General features: G+C 66.3%; 23 protein-coding genes. 15 read left to right on the forward strand and 8 right to left on the reverse strand.

Annotated features, from left to right (window positions below; translation table 11 throughout):
* Nucleotides 1–158 precede the first annotated feature (158 nt).
* The 5 genes from P1X14_RS17665 (at nt 159) to P1X14_RS17685 (ending at nt 6,188) form a co-directional block, all read left to right on the forward strand.
* Nucleotides 159–2,210 carry a thioredoxin family protein gene (locus P1X14_RS17665; protein ID WP_277316735.1) on the forward strand — a complete coding sequence of 684 codons (2,052 nt, stop codon included), beginning with the start codon at nt 159–161 and terminating at the stop codon, nt 2,208–2,210.
* A gap of 29 nt (nt 2,211–2,239) precedes the next feature.
* Nucleotides 2,240–2,869 carry a redoxin domain-containing protein gene (locus tag P1X14_RS17670; RefSeq protein ID WP_277316736.1) on the forward strand — a complete coding sequence of 210 codons (630 nt, stop codon included), beginning with the start codon at nt 2,240–2,242 and terminating at the stop codon, nt 2,867–2,869.
* 102 nt (nt 2,870–2,971) lie between these two features.
* Nucleotides 2,972–4,441 carry a circularly permuted type 2 ATP-grasp protein gene (locus P1X14_RS17675; RefSeq protein WP_277316737.1) on the forward strand — a complete coding sequence of 490 codons (1,470 nt, stop codon included), beginning with the start codon at nt 2,972–2,974 and terminating at the stop codon, nt 4,439–4,441.
* Between the two features lie 8 nt (nt 4,442–4,449).
* Nucleotides 4,450–5,385 (forward strand): alpha-E domain-containing protein, encoded by a 936-nt coding sequence (locus P1X14_RS17680; RefSeq protein WP_277316757.1) that lies wholly within the window; start codon nt 4,450–4,452, stop codon nt 5,383–5,385.
* Nucleotides 5,385–6,188, forward strand: a complete 804-nt coding sequence (locus P1X14_RS17685; RefSeq protein WP_277316738.1) for a transglutaminase family protein — start codon at nt 5,385–5,387, stop codon at nt 6,186–6,188. The genes P1X14_RS17680 and P1X14_RS17685 overlap by 1 nt, the downstream gene beginning before the upstream one ends.
* Before the next feature lie 39 nt (nt 6,189–6,227).
* On the opposite strand, the gene P1X14_RS17690 is transcribed toward P1X14_RS17685, so the two are convergent.
* Both P1X14_RS17690 and P1X14_RS17695 read right to left on the reverse strand, forming a co-directional pair.
* Nucleotides 6,228–7,013, reverse strand: coding sequence for an arginyltransferase (locus tag P1X14_RS17690; RefSeq protein ID WP_277316739.1), 786 nt, complete (start codon nt 7,011–7,013; stop codon nt 6,228–6,230).
* 392 nt (nt 7,014–7,405) lie between these two features.
* The gene (locus tag P1X14_RS17695) at nt 7,406–8,641 is read right to left on the reverse strand and encodes a threonine ammonia-lyase (RefSeq protein WP_277316740.1); all 1,236 of its coding nucleotides are present in this window, start codon (nt 8,639–8,641) and stop codon (nt 7,406–7,408) included.
* Between the two features lie 245 nt (nt 8,642–8,886).
* Between P1X14_RS17695 and P1X14_RS17700 the strand changes: the two genes are divergently transcribed.
* Together P1X14_RS17700 and P1X14_RS17705 are read left to right on the forward strand one after the other, a co-directional pair.
* Entirely contained in the window at nt 8,887–10,539 is a 1,653-nt protein-coding gene (locus P1X14_RS17700; protein ID WP_277316741.1) for an amidohydrolase family protein, read from the forward strand.
* A gap of 4 nt (nt 10,540–10,543) precedes the next feature.
* Nucleotides 10,544–11,206, forward strand: coding sequence for an HPP family protein (locus P1X14_RS17705; RefSeq protein WP_277316742.1), 663 nt, complete (start codon nt 10,544–10,546; stop codon nt 11,204–11,206).
* A gap of 58 nt (nt 11,207–11,264) precedes the next feature.
* Here the strand turns inward: P1X14_RS17705 and P1X14_RS17710 are convergent, their stop codons facing one another.
* The 3 genes from P1X14_RS17710 to P1X14_RS17720 form a co-directional block, all read right to left on the reverse strand.
* Nucleotides 11,265–11,972 (reverse strand): response regulator transcription factor, encoded by a 708-nt coding sequence (locus tag P1X14_RS17710; protein WP_277316743.1) that lies wholly within the window; start codon nt 11,970–11,972, stop codon nt 11,265–11,267.
* Nucleotides 11,973–12,203: 231 nt separating this feature from the next.
* Nucleotides 12,204–13,130 (reverse strand): LysR family transcriptional regulator, encoded by a 927-nt coding sequence (locus tag P1X14_RS17715; RefSeq protein ID WP_277316744.1) that lies wholly within the window; start codon nt 13,128–13,130, stop codon nt 12,204–12,206.
* The gene (locus P1X14_RS17720) at nt 13,127–13,408 is read right to left on the reverse strand and encodes a hypothetical protein (protein ID WP_277316745.1); all 282 of its coding nucleotides are present in this window, start codon (nt 13,406–13,408) and stop codon (nt 13,127–13,129) included. Before P1X14_RS17720 ends, P1X14_RS17715 begins: the two co-directional genes overlap by 4 nt.
* A 102-nt stretch (nt 13,409–13,510) precedes the next feature.
* On the opposite strand from P1X14_RS17720, the gene P1X14_RS17725 reads away from it, so the two are divergent.
* From P1X14_RS17725 to P1X14_RS17755, 7 genes are all read left to right on the forward strand, one after another.
* Complete coding sequence (locus P1X14_RS17725; RefSeq protein ID WP_277316746.1) at nt 13,511–14,209, forward strand: pirin family protein; 699 nt, start codon at nt 13,511–13,513, stop codon at nt 14,207–14,209.
* A 70-nt stretch (nt 14,210–14,279) separates the two neighbouring features.
* The gene (gene wrbA / locus P1X14_RS17730; protein WP_277316747.1) at nt 14,280–14,882 is read left to right on the forward strand and encodes an NAD(P)H:quinone oxidoreductase; all 603 of its coding nucleotides are present in this window, start codon (nt 14,280–14,282) and stop codon (nt 14,880–14,882) included.
* A 184-nt stretch (nt 14,883–15,066) separates the two neighbouring features.
* Complete coding sequence (locus P1X14_RS17735) at nt 15,067–16,050, forward strand: mannan-binding lectin (protein WP_277316748.1); 984 nt, start codon at nt 15,067–15,069, stop codon at nt 16,048–16,050.
* A 218-nt stretch (nt 16,051–16,268) separates the two neighbouring features.
* Nucleotides 16,269–16,919 (forward strand): RNA pseudouridine synthase, encoded by a 651-nt coding sequence (locus P1X14_RS17740; RefSeq protein ID WP_277316749.1) that lies wholly within the window; start codon nt 16,269–16,271, stop codon nt 16,917–16,919.
* Entirely contained in the window at nt 16,912–17,310 is a 399-nt protein-coding gene (gene arfB / locus P1X14_RS17745; protein WP_277316750.1) for an alternative ribosome rescue aminoacyl-tRNA hydrolase ArfB, read from the forward strand. Before P1X14_RS17740 ends, arfB begins: the two co-directional genes overlap by 8 nt.
* A gap of 401 nt (nt 17,311–17,711) precedes the next feature.
* Nucleotides 17,712–18,197 (forward strand): GAF domain-containing protein, encoded by a 486-nt coding sequence (locus tag P1X14_RS17750; protein WP_277316751.1) that lies wholly within the window; start codon nt 17,712–17,714, stop codon nt 18,195–18,197.
* A 132-nt stretch (nt 18,198–18,329) separates the two neighbouring features.
* The gene (locus P1X14_RS17755) at nt 18,330–19,304 is read left to right on the forward strand and encodes an RcnB family protein (protein ID WP_277316752.1); all 975 of its coding nucleotides are present in this window, start codon (nt 18,330–18,332) and stop codon (nt 19,302–19,304) included.
* Between the two features lie 28 nt (nt 19,305–19,332).
* On the opposite strand, the gene P1X14_RS17760 is transcribed toward P1X14_RS17755, so the two are convergent.
* From P1X14_RS17760 to P1X14_RS17770, 3 genes are read right to left on the reverse strand one after another with little or no spacing between them, the layout of a single operon-like run.
* Entirely contained in the window at nt 19,333–20,613 is a 1,281-nt protein-coding gene (locus P1X14_RS17760) for a M28 family metallopeptidase (RefSeq protein WP_277316753.1), read from the reverse strand.
* 53 nt (nt 20,614–20,666) lie between these two features.
* Nucleotides 20,667–20,915, reverse strand: a complete 249-nt coding sequence (locus P1X14_RS17765; protein ID WP_277316754.1) for a hypothetical protein — start codon at nt 20,913–20,915, stop codon at nt 20,667–20,669.
* A 24-nt stretch (nt 20,916–20,939) separates the two neighbouring features.
* On the reverse strand, nt 20,940–21,395 hold the full coding sequence (locus tag P1X14_RS17770; protein ID WP_277316755.1) for a universal stress protein: 456 nt from the start codon (nt 21,393–21,395) through the stop codon (nt 20,940–20,942).
* A 131-nt stretch (nt 21,396–21,526) separates the two neighbouring features.
* Between P1X14_RS17770 and P1X14_RS17775 the strand changes: the two genes are divergently transcribed.
* The coding region (locus tag P1X14_RS17775; protein WP_277316756.1) for a biotin/lipoyl-containing protein at nt 21,527–21,876 on the forward strand (350 nt) is incomplete at its 3' end.

The raw sequence follows: 21,876 nt of genomic DNA on the forward strand, positions 1-21,876 counted from the left end.
GGGGGCGGGCGCTTCCTGCGCGATCAGCGGCGCGGCGGCGGTCAGCGCCAGCGCGGCGGCGAGAGGGGGCAGGAACTTCATTGGGTGCGCCTCCGGAGCGGGTTCAAACTCTGCCGGGCTTTGCTATTGGTGATCCATCCCCACGGCAAGGACGGGCAATGACGCGACTGCGTTTCTGGATGATGACGGTGTTGCTCGCGCTGATTGCGGCGCCTGCGATTGCGCAGAAGCCGGGTGACGGCCCGCATGTGCGGATCGCGCTGGTCGCGGAGAGCGATACCCCGGCGCCGGGCAGCGAAGTCACGCTAGCCTTCGTCTCTACGCCCGAGCCGAAATGGCATGCCTATTGGCGCAATCCCGGCGATGCGGGCATCCCGCCCAAGGCGACCTGGACCCTGCCTGAAGGCCTGACCGCGGGCGAGATCCGCTATCCGGTGCCGCAGCGTCTGCTGATCGTCGGGCTGATGAACTATGTCTATGAGCATCCCTTCGCGACGCTGGTGACGCTGAAGCTGCCCGCGGGAATGACCGCGGGAACGAAGCTGCCGGTCAGCGTCGATCTCGCCTATCTGGTCTGCACCGACGAAATCTGCGTGCCGGAAAAGGCGACACTTTCGACCGTGCTGACGGTCGGCGATGGCGCGGTCTCCGGAGAGCGCCGCACGCAGTTCGACGGCTATCGCACCGCGCTGCCCAAACCGCTCGGCTCGCAAGGCACCTATCAGGTCGCGAATGGCGGCTTCCGCCTGGCCATCCCCTATCCGGCGGATGCTGCAGCGAGCGAAGTCTATTTCTTCCCGATCACCGACGGTGTGGTCGATTATGCCGCGCCGCAGACCGTCGCGCGCGACGGCGACCGGCTGGTGATCGAGACCAAGGCCAAGGCAAGCACCGCGCCCGGCCCGATCGAAGGCGTGCTGGCGGTCGGCAAGGATCGCGGCTTCGCGGTCACCGCCACGCCCGGCGCCGTAGCCGCGGCTTCGGCCGCGCCGGTGCAGGCTTCGGGTGAGATGTGGCTGACCGCACTCGCCGCGTTCGGCGGCGCGATCCTTGGCGGGTTGCTGCTCAACATCATGCCCTGCGTCTTCCCGATCCTCAGCCTCAAGGCGCTGAGTCTCGCCAAGGCGAACGAGGAAGGCGGGCGACCCCGCGCCGATGCGCTGGCCTATACCGCGGGCGTGGTGCTGGTGTGCCTGGCACTCGGCGGCGTGCTGCTGGCGCTCCGGGCGGGCGGCGCGACTCTGGGCTGGGCGTTCCAGCTTCAGGATCCGCGCGTCATCATGGTCCTGCTGCTGCTGGTGACGGGCATCGCGCTCAATCTCGCCGGGCTGTTCGAGATCCTCGCGCCCGCCGCGCTCAACCGGATTGCGGGTCGCAGCACTGGCGGGTCGTTCATGACCGGCGCGCTCGCGGCCTTCATCGCGACGCCGTGCACCGGCCCGTTCATGGGTGTGGCGCTGGGTGCGGCTTTGGTCCTGCCATGGCCCGCCGCGCTGGCGATCTTCGGCGGCCTCGGGCTGGGCCTCGCCTTGCCCTTCCTGCTGCTCGGCTTCGTGCCGGCGCTGCGCCGGATGCTGCCGAAACCGGGGGCGTGGATGGACACGTTCCGCAAGATCCTGTCGATCCCGATGTTCCTCACCGCGATCGCGCTGGCATGGGTGCTGGGCAAACAGATCGGCGTCGACGGCATGGCGATGGGCCTGCTCGTCGCGCTCGGCCTGTCGCTGGTGCTGTGGGGCATGGGCCGCAAACAGGCGCGTGGCCTCGGCACCGGGTTCGGCTGGGTCATGGTTGCGGTGGTGACGGTCGCCGGCGTCTGGCTGGTATCGCGCACGCCGGTCGAGGCCCGGACCGCCGCCAAGGCACCCGCGGGTGCCGAACCCTTCACCGAAGCCCGCCTCGCCGAACTGACCGCGCAGGGCCGCCCGGTCTTCGCCTATTTCACCGCCGACTGGTGCGTCACCTGCAAGGTCAACGAGAAGGCGGTGATCGAGACCGAAGCCGTGTCCAAGGCATTGGCCGACGGCAATGTCGCGGTGCTGGTCGGCGACTGGACCGATGGCGACGCAACGCTCGGCCGCTTTATCGAAAAGCATAACCGGGCAGGCGTGCCGCTCTATTTGTGGTACAAGCCCGGTCAGGCGGCGCCGGAGGTGCTGCCGCAGATCCTGACCCAATCGATGATGCAGGATCGCGCCGCCGGGAAATGAGATTGGGGGCCAAGCGAGAGGAGAAGCATATGAGCAAGTGGATCTGGACCGGTGCGGCCGCAGCCGCCGCAACCCTCACCTTCGCCAGCGCATCGGCCGTGGTGCCGATGGCCGAACCCGCGATCGGCGCGACCGCGACCAACTTCAAGGCGCGCGACGCCAATGGCAATATCGTCGAACTCGCCAGCTTCCGCGGTAAGACGGTGGTGCTCGAATGGCACAATCCCGGCTGCCCCTTCGTGAAGAAGCATTACAACAGCGGCAACATGCAGAAGACCCAGGCGGCCGCCGCGGGTCAGGGCGTGGTGTGGCTGACGATCAATTCGGGTGCCGAGGGCCAGCAGGGCCATATGAAGGGTCCGGAGGCGCTGCAGTTCGTCTCCGGCGCAAAAGCCAAGCCGTCCGCCTATCTGCTCGATCCGATGGGCCTGGTCGGCAAGGCCTATGGCGCCAAGACCACGCCGCACATGTACATCATCAGCCCGATGGGCAAGCTCGTCTATCGCGGCGGCATCGACGACAAGCCGACCGCCGATGCTGCGGATATCGCCACCGCACGCAACCATGTGACCGCCGCGCTGGCCGAGATCCGCGCGGGCAAGCCGGTCTCGGTCGCCGAGACGCGGCCCTATGGCTGCTCGGTCAAATACGCGAACTGACATCGGCCCCCTCTCTGTTGCAGGAGAGGGGGTACCCCCTTGTGCGGCGCAACAAAGCGTTGCAGCATGGAACTGATAGTCAGTTCCGACACTTGGGGGGTTATGGCGGCACGCGGGGCGTTCGATGAGATCTGGGGCCATGGCGGGCCTGCTGCGCCGCGCGCCGAATTTGCGGCACTCTCGCAATGGATCGCCGAGACGCCTGCGGCCGAGTTGCAGCGCCGCCAGCAATCCGCCGAAGCCACGTTCCGCCAGCTTGGAATCACCTTCGCCGTCTATGGCGACAGCGATGCCGCCGAACGCATCATCCCCTTCGACATCGTGCCACGGGTCTTTCTGCCCGACGAGTGGTCGCGGCTGAGCGAGGGCCTCGAGCAGCGGGTGCTGGCGATCAACGCGTTCCTCGAGGACATTTACGGCGAGCGCCGCATCCTCAAGGAAGGCGTGATCCCCGAGGAGCTGATCTACCTCAACGATCAGTTCCGCCCCGAAGTGGACGGGGTACGCCCGCCGCACGGCATCTGGGCGCATATCTGCGGGATCGATCTGGTCCGCACCGGCCCGGACGAATTCTTCGTGCTGGAGGATAATGCCCGCACGCCCTCCGGCGTCTCGTACATGCTCGAAAATCGCGAGGCGATGATCCGCCTCTGCCCTGAGCTGTTCCGCGATTTCCGCGTCGCGCCGGTCGACAGCTATCCGGACATGCTGCTGCAGACGATGCGATCTGTCGCGCCGGGCGGCGGTAATGCCAGGCCGGTGTGCGTCGTGCTGACGCCGGGCCATTTCAACTCGGCCTATTACGAGCACAGCTTCCTGGCGGACTCGATGGGGATCGAGCTGGTCGAGCCGGTCGATATCGTGGTCGATGACGACGTTGTTTACATGCAGACGATCGCGGGCCGCGTGCGGGTGGACGTGATCTATCGCCGCATCGACGACGATTATCTCGATCCGCTGGCCTTCCGTCCGGATTCGATGCTGGGCGTGCCCGGCCTGATCGCTGCCTATCGCGCGGGCAATGTCGCGATCATCAACGCGCCGGGCAACGGCATCGCCGACGACAAGGCGATCTACAGCTATATGCCCGAGATCGTCCGTTTCTATTCCGGCGGCGAAGTGAAGCTGCCCAATGTCGAGACCTATCGCTGCCGCGAGCCGCAGGCGCTGAAATACGTCCTCGATAACCTCGCCGATCTCGTCGTGAAGCTGGTCGATGGCTCCGGCGGATACGGCATGCTGGTCGGGCCGACCGCGACCAAGGCGCAGATCGAGGAGTTCCGCGCCGCGCTGGTTGCCGAGCCGCACCGCTACATCGCCCAGCCCACGCTGGCGCTGTCGACCGTGCCGACCATGGTCGAGGCGGGCCTTGCCCCGCGCCATGTCGATTTCCGCCCGTTCGTGCTGACCGGCAGCGAGGGCGTTCGCGTCGTCCCCGGCGGTCTTACCCGCGTCGCGCTTCGTGAAGGCTCGCTGGTGGTCAATTCGTCGCAGGGCGGCGGCACCAAGGACAGTTTCGTGCTGCTCGAAAACGGACCCGCCCAAGGCCAGTCGCAGGGGCAGGGCGCATGAGCATGGTCATGCTCTCCCGCACCGCCGCCGCGCTCTACTGGCTCGGCCGCTATCTCGAGCGTGCCGATTTCATCGCGCGACTGGTCGAGGCGACGATCCGCCTCGATGCCCTCTCCGCACGCCCCGCAGGCGAAGCCGCGTGGCAGAGCGCGCTGATCGTCAGCTACACCGACGAAGCCTTTGCGCTGACCGGCCAGACCACCACCCAGGCGCATGTTGCCAAGTTCCTGACGCTCGACGCCAGCCATCCCGGATCGATCGTCCGCTGCCTCGACATGGCGCGCCTGAACGCCCGCGCGGTCCGCACCGCGTTGACCCGCGAGGCCTGGACCGCGATCAACCGCGCCTGGCTGATCTTCCAGAACCGCGCCTCGCCGGGCGGATCGACCCAGACGCTCAATCTGGTGGAAGCCGCCAAGGCCGAAATCCGCGGCTTCGAAGGATCGATCCACCGCATGATGCGCAACGAGGCGACCCTGCTGATCCAGCTCGGCGCCGCGGTCGAGCGTGCGGACAACACCGCACGGCTGCTCGACGTGAAGTACCACATCCTGCTGCCCGCGGGCGAAGAGGTGGGCGGCGCGGTCGACCGCGATCAATGGACCACGATCCTCCAGACCGTGTCGGCGGTGAACGCCTATCGCTGGCTCTACAGCGACGGCCTGAAGACCGTGAACGTGATCGACCTGCTGATCAGCCGCCCCGAACTGCCGCGCAGCCTGGCCGCCTGTGTCGAGGAAGTGGTCGACCTGCTCAGCCAGCTTGCCAAGCGTACCGGGCTTCAGGGCGAGGCGGACCGCATGGCCCGCTCGCGGATGCAGCGGATGCAGAAGACGCGCACCAGCGAGGTGATCGTCAGCGGCCTGCACGAATATCTCGAAGCCTTCATCGCCGAGAATGCGCTGCTCGACCGTGCAATCGCGCGGCAGTTCCGGTTCATCTGATGCGGATCGCGATCGACCACCGCAGCCATTATCGCTTCTCGGCGCCGCAGGACCGTATCGTCCAGATGCTGCGCCTGACGCCGTGCGACACCGAGACGCAGACGGTGGTGAACTGGCATATCGGCGTCGATATCGACGCGCGGCTGCGCAATGCCTTCGACGGATATGGCAACGCGGTGACCATGCTCTATGCCGAGGGGCCAATCGAGGCGCTCGACGTGACGGTAACCGGCGAGGTGCTGACGCTGGACGCCACCGGCGTGATACGCGGCAGCGCGGAGCCGCTCTCGCCGCTGCTGTTCCTCCGCGGTACGCCGCGGACGCAGGCGAGCGTGGCGCTGGCCGAGTTCGCCGGAGATCTTGGCGGCGGCGACATGATCGAGCGGCTGCACGCGCTCAATGTCGCGCTGCACGGCCGTTTCCCTTCGATCCCCGACCGGCCCGACACCGGCATCAGCGCCGCCGAAGCCTTTGCCGGCAAGACCGCGACCTCGCGCGACGTGGCGCAGATGTTCGTTGCCGCCGCGCGCCACCTGAGCGCGCCCGCACGCTATGTCTCGGGCTATCGCAGCGATGGCCAGGCGCACAGCGCGCCGCACGCCTGGGCCGAGGCACATGTTGCTGGGCTGGGCTGGGTTGGCTTCGATCCGGCGACCGGCCTGTCGCCCGACGAAAGCTATGTCCGCGTCGCGGTAGGCCTGGATGCCACCGCCGCAGCCTCTATCGCCGGCACGCGCGTGGGGCAGGGCGAGGAAGAACTCGACGTCGACCTGCACGTCGACCGGCTGGGTGCGGAAGAGTAACCCTTAAATCCTCCCCCCCTCAGGGAGAGGATTTGAACCTCAAGCCAATTCGCGCATCCGCGTCGGGATCGGCATGGCGAACACTTCCTCGCGCTCGTCGAATGCGGCCCAGCCGTTCGGGCCGAGCACTTCGAGCGGCTGGTAGCGCGTCTTGTACGCCATGCGCTCGCTGCCCTTCACCCAATAGCCGAGATAGACATAGGGCAGCTTCGCCGCCTTCGCGCGGCGGATATGGTCCATGATGATATAGTTGCCCAGGCCTGGACGGTTCTCGTCATCGGCCAGGAAGAAGCTGTAGATCATCGAAAGGCCATCGGCCTGCTGATCGGTGATGCATGCGCCGACCAGGCGACCGCGATGCCCGTTCTTCGCCGGCTCGCGATATTCGACGACATAGGAGCTGACCGGCGACTGCTCGACCATGTCGGCATAATCGCCCTCGTCCATCGCCGCCATGCCGCCGCCGGGATGGCGCGCGCCGAGATATTTGTGGAGCAGATCGAACTGTTCCTCGGTCGCCCAGGGCTTGCACGCGGTGACTTCGAGATCGCTGTGGCGCTTCAGCAGCTTGCGTTGGCTGGCATTGGGCTTGAACTGATCGGCGACGACGCGAACCGAGACGCAGGCGGTGCAGCCCGCGCAGCTCGGCCGGTATGCGACCGACTGGCTGCGGCGGAAGCCGATCCGGCCCAGCGCATCGTTGAGCTCGCCGGCATGCGGACCGCTCAGCTCGGTGAAGATCTTCCGCTCCTGCTTGCCGGGCAGATACGGGCACGGCGAAGGGCTGGTCACGAAGAATCGCGGAAAACGGGAAAGTGCAGTCACCGCTCTTGTCGCCCCTTGCTCGAGGCCGTCCGTTCACGGCCTTCGAGTGTGTTTATGAAGCGTGAAAATGATGATGAAAAGGCGCTTTACCATGAAAGAGAGTTAACGCTTTACCGGAAGCGAAACGACCGGCGCGCAAGCTGGCGCTGCCCCGGCGCAGGCGCGCGGAAGGGGCGGTCGGACTAAGTATATATGCGGAGCCGAATCGTGTGAATCGCACGACGACTCGGTTCATCGTGCGTGCGATTCCATTCGTCGGAAGACTGTGGAAAAGCGCTGTTGATCTGGCGGTACCGGCCCGCTCCCCCACCCGGCCACCCAACGACAGTGTATTCTATGGGGGGTCGGGTGGGGGAGCGGGCCGGTACCGCTTCAGCGAAGCTGAACCGACCTTACGCCAGCTCGACCAGCTGCACCTCATATTGCCCGCGGCGCAGCGCGGTCATCAGGCGCTCGAGATGGTCGCGGTCGCGCGTTTCGCATTCCACGTCCAGGCTCAGGCCCTTGGCGGGCAGGTTGGTGAAGATGCGCTGGTGCGACAGTTCGAGAATGTTGACCGAGAGCTGGTCGAAGATCTGCGCTACCTTGTAGAGCGCGCCCGGCCGGTCCTGAAGGCGAATGCGCAGACGCGCCATGCGGCCCGAACGCGCCAGGTCGCGCAGCAGCACGAAAGCGAGCAGCCGCGGATCGATATTGCCGCCGCACAGCACGATGCCCACGGTCTTGCCCTTGAAGCGTGCCGGCTCGGCCAGCAGCGCGGCCAGACCCGCAGCACCAGCGCCCTCGACGACGGTCTTCTCGATCTGCAGCAGCAGGCTGACGGCTTCTTCCAGCCGCCGCTCGCTGACCAGCACGATATCGTCGACCAGTTCCCGCACCATCACCGACGTGATGCCGCCCGGCTCCTTCACCGCGATACCCTCGGCCAGCGTATCGCCGGCGCAGGGCATGTCGGTGCCGTGCACGCGATTGTACATCGACGGATAGAGCTCGGCCTGCACGCCGATGACGGTCAGCGGCTTCGATTGCGCCCGCGCCACAGTGCCGATGCCGGAGATCAGCCCGCCGCCGCCGATGGGCACCACCAGCATGTCGAGTTCGGGCACCGCTTCGAGCATTTCGAGCGCGACCGTGCCCTGCCCGGCGATGATCCGCGCATCGTCGAACGGATGGACGAAGGTCAGGCCCTGCTCGGCCTCCAGCTTGCGGGCATGTTCATAGGCGGCGTCGAACGTCTCGCCTTCCAGCACCACCGTCGCGCCATGGCCTTCGGTCTGGGTCACCTTCACGATCGGCGTGTTCTTGGGCATCACGATCGTCGCCGGGATGCCCAGCCGCTTGGCATGATAGGCAAGACCCTGCGCATGATTGCCTGCCGAAGCCGCGATCACGCCGGCCGTGTTCGCCGGCAGCTGCAACAGCGTGTTGAGCGCACCGCGTTCCTTGTATGCCGCAGTGAATTGAAGATTCTCGAACTTGAGATAGACGGTCGCGCCGGTCAGTTCCGACAGCGTCCGGCTGATCAGCGTCGGCGTGGCGACGATGGCGTCCGCAATCCGTTCACGCGCGGCAAGCACGTCCTCGAGAGTGACGGGAAGGGTTCCGGTGGGTGCGGTCTTGGTAGCCATAGGGGATCGCCCTTAGGCGCATCTGGCGTGGAGGGGAACAGTATCGGTGTTCGTTTCCCCTTCCTGCCTTCCCCAGCGAAGGCTGGGGCCCAGTTGCCAAGGTTGTCGTGGTGAAGTGCGGGGCTTGCCACCTCCATCCTTGCAACTGGGCCCCAGCCTTCGCTGGGGAAGGTGGAAGAAGTGAGGAGGAAGGTGCGCTCCCTACTCTGGCGCCCCACGCCAACACCCCCTATGCCCGGCCTCCTATGAAGCTCATTGCCAATCTGCTCGCCCTGTTCGCGATCCTCTTCGCGCCCGTCGCCCAGGCCGATGGCCTGATCGACAATGTCAACGGCATGACGCTGGACGAAAAGGGGCAGGTGGTCCGCTTCAACGGCATCCTGTTCACGCGCGCCGGGCTGGTCACCCAGCTGCTCCAGCGCACCGACAAGCGCCCGAAGAATCCCGAATGGCGGATCGACATGCAGGGCAAGGTGATGATCCCCGGCATGATCGACGCGCACGGGCATGTCATGGGCCTCGGCTTCCAGGCCCTGCGCCTCGATCTGTCTCAGACGCGCACGCTTGAGGAAGTACAGGCAAAGGTCGCTGCCTATGCCGAAGCGAACCCGGCCAAATGGATCATCGGCTTTGGCTGGAATCAGGAACGCTGGGGCACCGGCCGTTTCCCGACCGCGGCCGATCTGGACAAGGTCGTCACCGATCGCCCGGTCTGGCTCGAACGGATCGATGGGCACGCCAGCTGGGCAAACAGCCGCGCGATGCAGCTTGCGGGCGTCAGCGCGGACAGCAAGGACCCCGTCGGCGGCCGGATCGAGCGTGATGCGAAGGGCAACCCGACCGGCGTGTTCGTCGATGCCGCGGCAAACCTCGTGCAGAAGGCCGTGCCCAATCCCACGCCGCGCGAATATAACGCCGCCTTCCTTGCCGCGCAGGAACTGCTGCTCAGCATGGGCATCACCGCGACTGCGGACATGGGCACGTCGGTCGCCGAATGGCTGACCTATCGCCGCATGGCCGATATCGGCCTGCTCCACATGCGGATCATGAGCTATGCCGGCGGTGTCGATGCGGCGCTGGCAGTGGCGGGGCAGGGGCCGACGCCGTGGCTGTATAATGATCGGCTGCGCATGGGCGGCATCAAGCTCTATTCGGACGGTGCGCTCGGCTCGCGCGGGGCGTGGCTGAAGGCCGATTATGCCGATGCGCCGGGCCAGAAGGGGTTGGGCTTCCTTTCGGACGATCAGCTTCTCAACCTGATCAGCCGTGGCGCGATGGACAATTTCCAGATCGCGATCCACGCCATCGGCGATCGCGCCAACAATCAGGCGCTGAACGCGATCGAAGTCCTGTCGGAGAATTTCAAGGGCGACCGGCGCTGGCGGATCGAGCATGCGCAGGTGGTCGATCCCGCGGATATCCCGCGTTTCGGCAAGCTGGGCGTGATCGCGTCGATGCAGCCGGTGCACCAGACCTCTGACCGCACCATGGCCGAGGCGCGGCTCGGGCCGGACCGGCTCAAGGGCGCCTATGCCTGGCGCTCGCTGCTGGCAGGCGGTGCGAAGCTGGCCTTCGGATCGGACTTCCCGGTCGAGCATCCCAATCCGTTTATCGGCTGGGCGGTGGGCTTTACCCGGCAGGACGGCGACCTTCAGCCCTTCGGTGGCTGGCGTCCGGAGGAACTGGTGACCCGCGAACAGGCATGGGCCGGGTTCAGCATCTGGGCGGCATATGCCGGCTTTGCCGAAGAGAAGTTCGGGCGCCTTGCGCCGGGCCTTCGCGCCGATTTCATCATCCTCGATCGCGATCCGCTGCTGGCTTCCTCGACCGAACTGCGCGCGACGCAGGTGCTCGAAACCTGGGTCGGCGGCGAACGCGTCTGGCAGAAGAAGAAATAGCGCGATGCGCTGGGGGGAACAGTTCCGGTTGGCAGGCGCGAACTGGCGCGACCGGCTGATCGCGGCGCTCGGTGCGTTCTTCGGCATCGCGCTGACCGGGTTCATCTGCTCCTATGTCGCCGGGGACGCGCAATCGGCCATCCTGCTTGCCGCGCCGATCGGCGCATCGGCGGTGCTGGTCTTCGCGATCCCCAGCAGCCCGCTGGCCCAGCCGATGGCAGTGATCCTCGGCAACATCGTCTCGGCCAGCTGCGGGATATTGTCGGTCCGGCTGTTCGGGCATGGCGCGCTGGCGGCGGGTGTCGCGGTATCGCTGGCGATCGTGGGGATGACGGCGCTGCGCTGTCTTCATGCGCCGGGCGGTGGCAGTGCGCTGGTGCCCGTGGTTGCGGGGCCGGAGGTGGCCGCGCACGGCTTTGCGCTGGCGCTGGTGCCGTTCGGGCTGAACGCGCTGCTGCTGGTCATGATCGGCTTCCTGTTTCACCGCCTTTCGGGCCACAGCTATCCCCACCGTGCCGCGCCGGCGCCGGCGGCAGCGGCGATGACCGCCGCCGATATCGATGCTGCGCTGGTCGAGATGGGGGAGAGTTTCGACGTCAGCCGCGAGGATCTGGAAGCCCTGCTCGCCAGTGCCGAGCGTCACGCGCAGGCGCGGCGGCGCGGATAACGAAAAGGCCGCGGTCCTTTCGAACCGCGGCCCTGTCAGCCCCCGCTGATATCTCGTGTCAGGCGACTTCGGTGAGCGTCGCCTTATCCTCTTCGGCCTCGCGCAGCACATAGCCGCGGCCCCAGACGGTCTCGATGTAATTCTCGCCGTCGGTTGCCATGCTCAGCTTCTTGCGCAGCTTGCAGATGAAGACGTCGATGATCTTGAGTTCCGGCTCGTCCATCCCGCCATACAGGTGGTTGAGGAACATTTCCTTGGTGAGCGTGGTGCCCTTGCGGAGCGAGAGCAGCTCCAGCATCGCATATTCCTTGCCGGTCAGGTGCACGCGGGCGCCATCGACCTCGACGGTCTTGGCATCCAGGTTCACCGCCAGCTTGCCGGTGCGGATGACCGACTGCGAATGGCCCTTCGAACGGCGGACCACGGCGTGGATGCGCGCCACCAGCTCTTCGCGGTGGAACGGCTTGGTCACGTAGTCGTCGGCGCCGAAGCCGAACGAGCGGACCTTGCTGTCCATTTCGTTGATGCCGGACAGGATCAGCACCGGCGTCTGCACGCGGGCGACCCGGACCTTCTTCAGAACGTCATACCCGTGCATGTCGGGCAGGTTCAGATCGAGAAGGATGATGTCGTAATCATACAGCTTCGCCAGATCGAGGCCTTCTTCGCCCAGATCGGTCGTGTAGACATTGAAGCCTTCGGTCGTGAGCATCAGCTCGATCGCCTTGGCCGTCGAAGGCTCGTCCTCGATCAGCAATACGCGCATCGCCAGTTCCCCTTGCCCCGGTTGCGATGCTGTCCTCATGACAAGCGCAACCTGAGTGAATCATTAACCTAACCACCTCTGAAGGCAAAAGGTTAATTTTGCCCTAACCGGCCTGACTCCACGAGTCGCGGGTGATCGCCGCCGGTACGCAGGCCCTAGCAAGAGGGAATCGTTAAGGCAGTTCCGTATTGTTTCTTAAAGGGCGAGTCCCAGCGTCCGAGGGGCCGGAATCTAAGCGGCCCCATCCGCGCGCGCTGCAGCGCAGCTCCGCTTGAGCCGCTCGCCCAGATATTCGATCAAAGCCTCGACGCGGGCCGGGCGCAGCGTGCCGGGCGGCGTCACCAGATGCAGCGCCGACGATCCCATCGACCAGTCGTCGAGCACCGACACGAGCGTCCCGGCCTCCAGGTCGTCACGCACGATGAAGTCCGGCAGGATCGCGACGCCGAGCCCCACGCGCAACGCCGCCAGCATCGCATCGCCATTGTTGGTGCGCAGCGGTCCCTCGATCCGCACCACCGCTTCCTCGCCGCCTGCCTTGCGGAAGCGCCACGCGTCCGGGTGCGGCGAATTGGTGTAGGCGAAGCAGGCATGATGGGCGAGGTCGGCCGGGTGGCGCGGCGTGCCATGCGCTTCCCAATAGCCTGGCGAAGCGACGATATAGCCGGTCACCGGCGCGATCCGCCGCGCGCGCAGTGAACTGTCGGGCAGCTCGGCGATCCGCACCGCCACGTCGATCCCCTCGCCGACAATGTCGATGAACGCGTCGGAGAGGTTCAGGTCGATGCGGATGCCCGGATTGGCCGCCATGAACTCGGCCATCACCGGCGCGACCAGCTTGGCCCCGAAGGTGAGCGGCGCGGCAACGCGGATCAGGCCGGAGGGCGCGCTGGCGGCGTCCAGCGCGGCTTCTTCGGCCTCGGTGCCTTCGGTCAGGATTCGTTGCGCGCGTTCGGCCAGCGTCCGGCCACTGTCGGTCAGCGTCAGGCGGCGCGAGGTACGATGGAACAGCGTGGCCCCCAGCCGCGTCTCCAGCCGGCTGATCGCCTTGGATACCGTTGCCTTGGACACGCCCAGCGCATCCGCCGCGCCGCTGAACGAACGATGCTCGACCACGGAGGCGAACACCGCCCAGGCCTCGAAATCGGGGAGTTTCATGACAATCCGTGAATGAGAGGGCAGGGGGCCGCGCCGCGCGCGATCAGGACTTCGGCGACGCGGAAGCCCTTCCAGTAGCGGCACAGGGTGACGGTGATCGGTGCGGGATCGTTCGGGCGGGCCTTGCCGTCGTACCGGACCGCGATGCCGCCTTCGCGCAGGACAAGCTGCTCCTGCCGCGATCCGGCAAGCACACCCGCATTGCCCAGATACATGCCGAGCATCAGCACCAGCAGCGACAGGCTGAGACACCACATCACAAGGCTGAACCGCTTCATGGTGTCGAGCTAACACGGAAACGATTGGTTTCCAACGTTTCCATTTACGCCCTAATCCTGACGCCTATCTAGGGGGCCAAGCACTTCACGGAGTACGGACAGATGTTCGAGAAACGCCCCTTCGAAACCCTCGGCCACGCCGATCATGGCTGGCTGAACGCGCGGCACCATTTCAGCTTCGCGAACTATTACGATCCCAAGCGGATGAGCTGGGGCGCGATCCGCGTCTGGAACGACGACGAGATCGGTCCCAACAGCGGTTTCCCGGCGCATCCGCACCGCGACATGGAGATCATCACCTATGTCCGCACCGGCGCGATCACCCATCAGGATTCGATGGGCAACAAGGGCCGCACCGGCGCTGGCGACGTGCAGGTGATGAGCGCCGGCACCGGCGTTCGCCATGCCGAGTACAACCTCGAGCCGGAAACGACGACGCTCTTCCAGATCTGGATCGAACCGCGCAGCAGCGGTGGCCAGCCGAGCTGGGGTGCCAAGCCGTTTCCCAAGGGCGACCGCAGCGGCAAGTTCGTCACGCTCGCCTCGGGCTTCGAGGACGATAACGACGCGCTGCCGATCCGCGCCGATGCCCGGGTAATGGGCGCGACGCTGAAGGCCGGCGAAAGCGTGGAGCATAGTGTCGGTGACGGCCGCCACGCCTACCTCGTTCCCGCGGTCGGCAAGATCGAGATCGACGGCGAGCCGGTCAATGCTCGTGACGGCGCTGCCCTGACCGGCGGCAAGACCTTCACGATCACCGCGATCGAAGACGCCGAGATCGTTCTGGTCGACGCCGAATAAGACCCCCCGTCCGCCGCCCCATCCTCCCCCTCCCGGGGCGGCGGACACCCCATTCAGAAGGAGACACGCAATGTCGAAGGTCCTCGTCCTCTATTATTCGTCCTATGGTCATATGGAGCAGATGGCCGAAGCCGTCGCCGAAGGCGCGCGTCAGGCCGGTGCCCAAGTCGATATCCTCCGCGTTCCCGAAACCGCGCCCGAAGCGGTGGTGAAGGCCGCGCACTTCAAGACCGACAGCCCGCACGCCGTGATTTCCGGCCCCGATGCGCTGCGCGACTATGACGCGATCATCGTCGGCGCCCCGACCCGGTTCGGCCGCATGGCGAGCCAGATGGCCGCCTTCTGGGATACCGCGGGCGGCCTGTGGGCCACCGGCGCCCTGCACGGCAAGGTCGGCGGCGCCTTCACTTCGACCGCGACCCAGCATGGCGGTCAGGAGACCACCCTGTTCTCGATCATCACCAACCTGCTGCACTTCGGCCTGACCATTGTCGGTCTCGACTATGGCCATGCCGGCCAGATGGATAACAGCGAGATCGTTGGCGGTGCCCCCTATGGCGCCACCACCATCGCCGGCGGCGACGGCAGCCGTCAGCCGACCGCGACCGATCTGGACGGTGCCCGCTATCAGGGCCGCCGCATCGCCGAAGTCGCGGCCAAGCTGACCGCATAACCCTCCCCGGGCCGCGCGTGCCCCCTGTCGCGGCCCCACCACGGCGGCCGGAGCTCCCCGCTCCGGTCGCCGTTTTCGTGTCGGCGGCGCCCCTCTCTCTATTGTCGCGATACCGAAACAACTCGCCTCCACGGCAGGCCGCAGCTACAGGGATGCACGGTTTCGCAGATTGGGGAGAGCGAGGATGGCACGATATCTGAACGGTTTTGCGGTGGTCGCGCTGCTCGTGGCGCCCGCTGCTCATGTCCAGGCGCAGACCACCGGGCGCAACGTCACCGCGGTGATGGTCGATGCCGGTCCCAATGGCCAATATGTGAAGCAGGGCCGCGATACCTGGGCCGAGCTCGACACGCGCGGCCGCCCGATCTTCCAGTTCCGCGAGCGCGCGCGCGACGACTGGTCGGTCTATCTGGTCGATGAGGGCCGCGGGGTCGAGATCCAGCTCGACATCCATCGCCGCAAGGTGACGATCTCCAACCGTGGCGGGCCGCGCCGCGATCTCTACAACATCATCCGCTTCACCCATTTCGGCACCACCTATCCGCCCACCCCCGTCTCGCCGGCCGTCACGCGACCGCCGGTCGATGTACGTGACCGCGACGTGCGTGACGTTCGCGATCGTGAAGACCGCCGCCCGGTCGAGGTCGGCCCGATCTGGAACCAGCGCGATGCGGAGACCAAGTGCCGCGACAAGGCCCGCGAGCTGCGCGGCGAATGGACCGGCGGCTGGTGGACCACCCAGCCGGGCCGGATGTCGGTCTGCGAGATCGAGTTCCGCGGCGGACGCGGCGATGGCCGCTGGGATCGCGATGACGATTGGGGCCGCGACGGCACCCGCGATGTCGAGGTCGGTCCGATCTGGAACCAGCGCGACGCCGAGACCAAGTGCAACAACAAGGCACGCGAGATCGGCGCGGACTGGACCGGCGCATGGGCGACCGTGCGTCCGAACGTCTCGGTCTGCGGTATGCGCCGCCGCGGCGGCAACGGCCAGTGGGGCGGCCAGCGCGAAGTGAAGCGCGAGATCGAGGTCGGCCCGATCTGGAACCAGAACGACGCGGTGGCCAAGTGCAACGCCAAGGCCCGCGAACTGCGCGGCGAATGGACCGGCGGCTGGTGGACCACCCAGCCGGGCCGCATGTCGGTCTGCGAAGTCCGCTTCCGCTAGGCTGATTGAACATTCAAATCCTCCCCCGGAGGGGGAGGGGGACCGCGAAGCGGTGGAGGGGGCTTGCCCCAAGCGATAACGCCTGTGGAGATCCCCCTCCGTCAGCCTTCGGCTGCCACCTCCCCCTCCGGGGGAGGAATTGTGACTGCGCAAGCCCGGAATCCCGAGCAATTCAACCGGGCAGTTCGCGTCGCCCGCCGTCCTGTGTATAGGGCGGCATGCTGCAAGACCGCGTACTCTTCATCGACGGCGAAGCGATCGTGATCGACAAGCCCGCGGGCCTGCCGGTCGATCGCCCGCGCGACCGCTCCGAAAGCCTCGAGGACCGCCTCGGCGAACTGACCTTCGGTTTCCAACGCCTGCCGCTGCCTGTCCACCGGCTCGATCGCGACACCAGCGGCTGCCTGTTGCTGGCGCGCAATCCCAAGGCGCACAAGCGCTTCGGCCAGGCGTTCGAGGCGGGCAGCGTGACCAAGCGCTATGTCGCGATCCTCGATGGCGAACCGGCCGAGGATGTCGGCGAGATCGATCTGCCGCTGATCAAGATATCCAGCGAGGAAGAAGGCTGGCGCATGACCGGCGCGCCCAACGGCAAGCCCGCGCTGACCCGCTGGCGGGTGCTCGAACGGGTGAAGGGCCGCGCGCTGGTCGCCTTCTTCCCCGAGACGGGCCGCACCCATCAGCTTCGCGTCCATGCGGCCGAGGGCCTTGGCATCCCGATCGTCGGCGATCCGGTCTATGGCAAAGGTGGCCCCGCCGTGATGCTCCACGCTGCGGGCCTGATCGTCCCGCGCGAAGGCAAACCCGACATCACCGCCGAAGCCCCGATCCCGGTGCGCTTCCACAATGCGGGCTTCGGCCGTGGCTAGTTGGGAGGATGCCATTGTCGAGGAGAAGTTCCTCGCGGCATCCGGTCCCGGCGGTCAGAATGTCAACAAGGTCGCGACAGCGGTGCAGCTCCGCATCGATGTTTTCGCGCTGGGCCTGCCGCTCTACGCCTATCAGCAGTTGAAGGTGCTGGCGGGCACCAAACTGACCTCGGGCGGCGAACTGGTGATCACCGCGCGCAAGTTCCGCACGCAGGAAGCCAATCGCGCCGATGCCCGCGAACGCGTCACCGAATTGCTGGCGAAGGCTCATGAGCGTCAGGCGAAGCGCGTGAAGACCAAGCCGAGCAAGGCCGCCAAGGCCCGCCGCGTGGACGAGAAGAAAGGCCGCAGCGCCGTGAAGGCCGGGCGAGGCAAGGTCCGGCTGGATTAGGGTGTGGCGTACGTCAATCCTCCCCCGCCAGGGGGAGGTGGCGCCGAAGGCGACGGAGGGGGAGGACTCCCCAACCTCTGTTCTGGAATCCTCCCCCTCCGTCAGCTGCGCTGACACCTCCCCCTGGCGGGGGAGGATTACGGGCGAAGCGCACGCTCCTGAGGCGCCCTTGCAAAGTTGGATTCCATCCGCTGGGCTCACCGCGCCGGATCATAAAACCGGCCGCTCTTTGACTTGTTCACGCACCCCGGCACCGGATTTTCCCCGGACGGGTAAAATCCAACACCGATCCGGTGGCTCGACCGATCGCTTTGGCCATTGTAACTCTTGTGACTCTTGCCACCCGGAAAGGGTAACTCGACCGGGGTGACGACGAAGCGCGTCGTCCCTACATCAGCGCCATGTACGATTTCACCATCACCGCCGACTCCAAGTCCGAACTCTATCGCGAGCTGGCCGGGGCGCTCGACTCGCTTACCGCGGACGAGCCGGATGCCATCGCCAACATGGCGAATGTCTCCGCGCTGATCTGGCAGTATCTGCCCGGTCTCAATTGGGCGGGCTTCTACCGCAATGTCGGGGGCGAGCTGGTGCTGGGGCCGTTTCAGGGCAAGGCGGCGTGCATCCGCATCCCGTTCGGCCGCGGCGTGTGCGGCACCGCCGCGTCCAGCCGCGAGACCCAGCTGGTCGAGGACGTCCATGCGTTCCCCGGCCATATCGCCTGCGATGCGGCCAGCCGTTCGGAACTGGTGGTGCCGATCGTCTATCAGGGCGAACTGCTCGGCGTGCTCGATCTCGACAGCCCGGAGCCGGCGCGGTTCGACGCGGGCGATGCGGCGGGGTGTGAAGCGCTGATGGCGATCCTCGGCCCGCGGCTGGCAGGTTAACGCCGGGGTCACCCTGACCCGCATCGGGACGCCGTTAACTTAGACTCTTCGTGGCGGGCGCGCCTCGAACCCGGTAATCTTTCGTCAACCATAGGCGCGGGGGTGCTGTTTGGGGCGAAGGAGTTCTGTTTGATGCGTAGTCTGTCCATGGCGGCCATATTGGTCCCCGCGCTGCTTTCCGCGGCGCCTGCGGTGGCGCAGGTCTATTATCAGCAGGGCGCGCCGATTCCGGCGCCGCCGATGGTGGTCAATCCGCCCCGCGGCAATGTGCCCGCGCAGGCACTGCCGCCGCGCGTCGCGCCCGACCGGCAGGTCTACAACCAGAACCAGCCGAATCCGCGCGCGGGTCAGCCGATCTACAATGCGCCGCAGCGCACCGGCGGTCGCTGGGGCGGTCAGGTCAATGGCCGCTGGTGGGGTGGCGCACAGGCGCCGGGCGGCTGGAACAGCTATCGCCGTCCGTCGCGCGGCTGGTCGATGCCGGGCTATTGGATGAACTCCAATTTCCGCATCCATGATTTCGGAAACTATGGCCTGAACGCACCGGCCTACGGCTTCTTCTGGATCCGCTATTACGACGATGCGGTCCTCGTCGATCAGCGCGGCCGGGTGCAGGACTGGCGCGGCGGCGTCCGCTGGGACGATGATTTCTACGACGACGGCTATGGCGCGTCCTACGGCGCCAGCGGCAGCAACAGCTATTCCTATTCGGAGTCGAACGTCAGCGTCGGCGGCATCCGTCAGGTCGATCCGAACCAGCATTACTATCAGGCGCCGGGCTACCAGACCCAGGCGCCGTACCCGGGGGGGTATGCATCGCCGGCGGTAGGGGCACCGCCGGCGGTGCAGGTCCAGCCGGGCTATGGCTATGGCAACGGCTATGGGTACAGCAGCGGCGGCTATTACACCGGCGGCACCACCACCACGGTCGTGATCCAGCAAGCGCCGGTGGTCACCACCACGATCATCGAGGAAGTGATCGAGGAGGAAGTGGTGACGACCTATGTCACCCCGCGCCGCACCGTCCGCCGCGCCCCGGTCCGCAAGTACAAGCCGAAACCGCGTCCGGCGCCGCGCCAGTGCGGCTGCCAGTGCGTGTGCCGCTGAGGTCCTGAGCCGCCCCAGGGTGGGCGGATCAGCGCCCGCCGAAGGTGACCAGGCTCTCGGCACCATTGGCCGAGATCGACGACACGCCGACAAAGTGATCGTCGACCACCACGCCCTTCAGCACCGTCTCGGTGCCGGTCACGTCGACGGACCCGGTCCAGTTCTGCGCGTCGTTGCGGCGCCAATGGACTCGGTATTTCACCGCGCCGGGCACCGCGTCCCACTTCACCGTCGTGTCGCTGGATAGCGCGCCGATCAGCTTCACCTTGGCCGGCGCATCGGGCGCGTTGGCCAGGCGGCGGATCGTCGCCACGTTGATCGCCGTCACCTTCGCCAGATAGTTGAAGTCCATCCGGTCGACCGTGTCGCCGAACACCTTGCCGCCCTCGGTGCGTAGATCCTGATGCTGGGCATCGTAATTCTCGACGCCGACCGAGAAGCGCACCGCGGGATAGCCGAGATTGAGGAACGGCGTGTGATCGCCGCCGCGGCCGAACCGGTCGGGCCGCCGGTCGAGGAACACGTCGATCCCGCCGGGGATGGTGTCCGCAACGCCGTCCACCGCCTTGGCCAGCGCGCGGCTGGGGCCGTCATCCTCCCCGCCATCGGCACGGCGCGCGAGCTGTGCGTCGAGCGGTTCGGATGCGCGGATGCCTTCGGAGAAGACCCGCACCCGGCGATCCACCCGCTTGCCATCGGTACCCACGGTGTTGCCGACGATATCGTTGTTGAGCACCGCGACGACGGTCCAGCCCTTCTCCTTCGCGGTCTCGGCCAGCAACTGACCGCCCCACAGTCCCTGCTCCTCGCCCGAGACGATGGCATAGACGATGGTCGCGTCGAACCGCTCCTTCGACAGGATCCGTGCGCTCTCGATCACCAAAGCTACGCCCGAAGCATCGTCGTTGGCGCCCGGAGCGTCGGAGGTGAAGTCCATCACATCTGTCACGCGGCTGTCGATATGACCCATCACGATGATCACGCGCTTCGGGTTCCTGCCGGTCTGGAAGCCGAGCACGTCGACCACATTGACCCCGTTCGGCGCACGCGGCCCGGTAAAGGTGCGGGCGATGTTCGCCACGTCGATGCAGTCGCAGGCGTCACCGATCTTCGACAGCTCGGCCATCGCCCAGCGCCGCGCCGCGCCGATGCCCCGCGTCGGATGATCGGGATCGGACAAAGTATGCCGCGTGCCGAAGCTGACCAGCTTCTCGACGTCCGCCTTCAGGCGAGTGGGGGAGGGCTTTTCCTGCGCGAGGGCAGGGGTCGCGGCAAAGGCGACAAGCGGAAGCAAAGGGAGGATGCGCATGGTGGAGAGGGTGCCGGGCGCCGGTTTCGGAAGCAACCAGAATCCCAAACCGCCTATCGGAGAAACACCGGCTTCATCTTGAAGACTGCACCTGCGGCAGCAAACGAAAGTCCCATGATCAGCGACCATGTGAACGCGCGCTCGAAGTCGGCCGCACCCTTGAGCAGCGTGTCATACGACACGATGAGCAGGTTGCAGACTGCGAACACCGTGAGGAAATAGCTCAGCGCCTCCCATCCGTCCCGGCGGCGCCACGCCACCTTTGGCTCTGCCACCTCCGGATTTGTATCTGCCTTTTCCACTTCAATTCTCCACGCGCGCGAGCCTCAGCTCAGCCGGTCAATCGCATCCCGATCCAGCGAACCCGGCACGATCATCACCGGCACGGTCATCCCGCCCGCATCGGCGCCCGCGAAATGCGTCACCAGAGCACCGGGCGGTCCGCTGGCGGCGGCGCCCAGCACCAGTGCGGCGATGTCCGAATTGGCCGCGATCATCTCGCGAACGACCTTTGGCCCATCGCCCTGGCGGACGGTGATCGATGGCTTGATCCCCGATTCGGAAAGCAGCGTGCCCGCCGCGCGCGACACCAGCGCCTCGGCGCGCATCTGTGCTTCTTCCTCGATCGCGGCCATCACGCCGCCCCACTGGACGAATTCGGGCTGGGGGATGAGGGCCAGAATCTCGACGTTTCCGCCGGTCTTCACGGCGCGCCGCGCAGCGAAGCGCAGGGCGATTTCCGCCTCCGGACTCTCGTCGATGACGACCAGATAGGTGCGCATAGCGTGACGTCCTTACCCCTTATCTTTAGGTGCCGCGCGATTAAGCTTCTTGCAAGCGTCTTGACCCGGCGCGGGTCGGCAGCGAAGGAGGGGCCGTCGCCCTCCCCGGGAAACCAATGACGGGACCGTCCATGCCGATCGAAATCAAGATGCCTGCGCTTTCACCCACCATGGAAGAAGGCACGCTCGCCAAATGGCTCGTGAAGGAAGGCGATACGGTAAAGTCCGGCGACCTGATGGCCGAGATCGAAACCGACAAGGCCACGATGGAATTCGAAGCCGTCGATGAAGGCGTGGTCGGCAAGATCCTCGTCGCCGAGGGTACTGACAATGTGAAGGTCGGCACCGTGATCATGGTGCTGGCAGGTGAGGGCGAAGACGCCTCCGCTGCCGCCGCGCCTGCGCCCGCCAAGGCGGAAGCGCCCAAGGCCGAGGCTGCTCCGGCGCCAGCACCTGCTGCTGCTCCGGCTCCCGCCGCAGC

This window comes from Sphingomonas sp. AOB5, assembly GCF_029433115.1.
Classification (GTDB): domain Bacteria; phylum Pseudomonadota; class Alphaproteobacteria; order Sphingomonadales; family Sphingomonadaceae; genus Sphingomonas.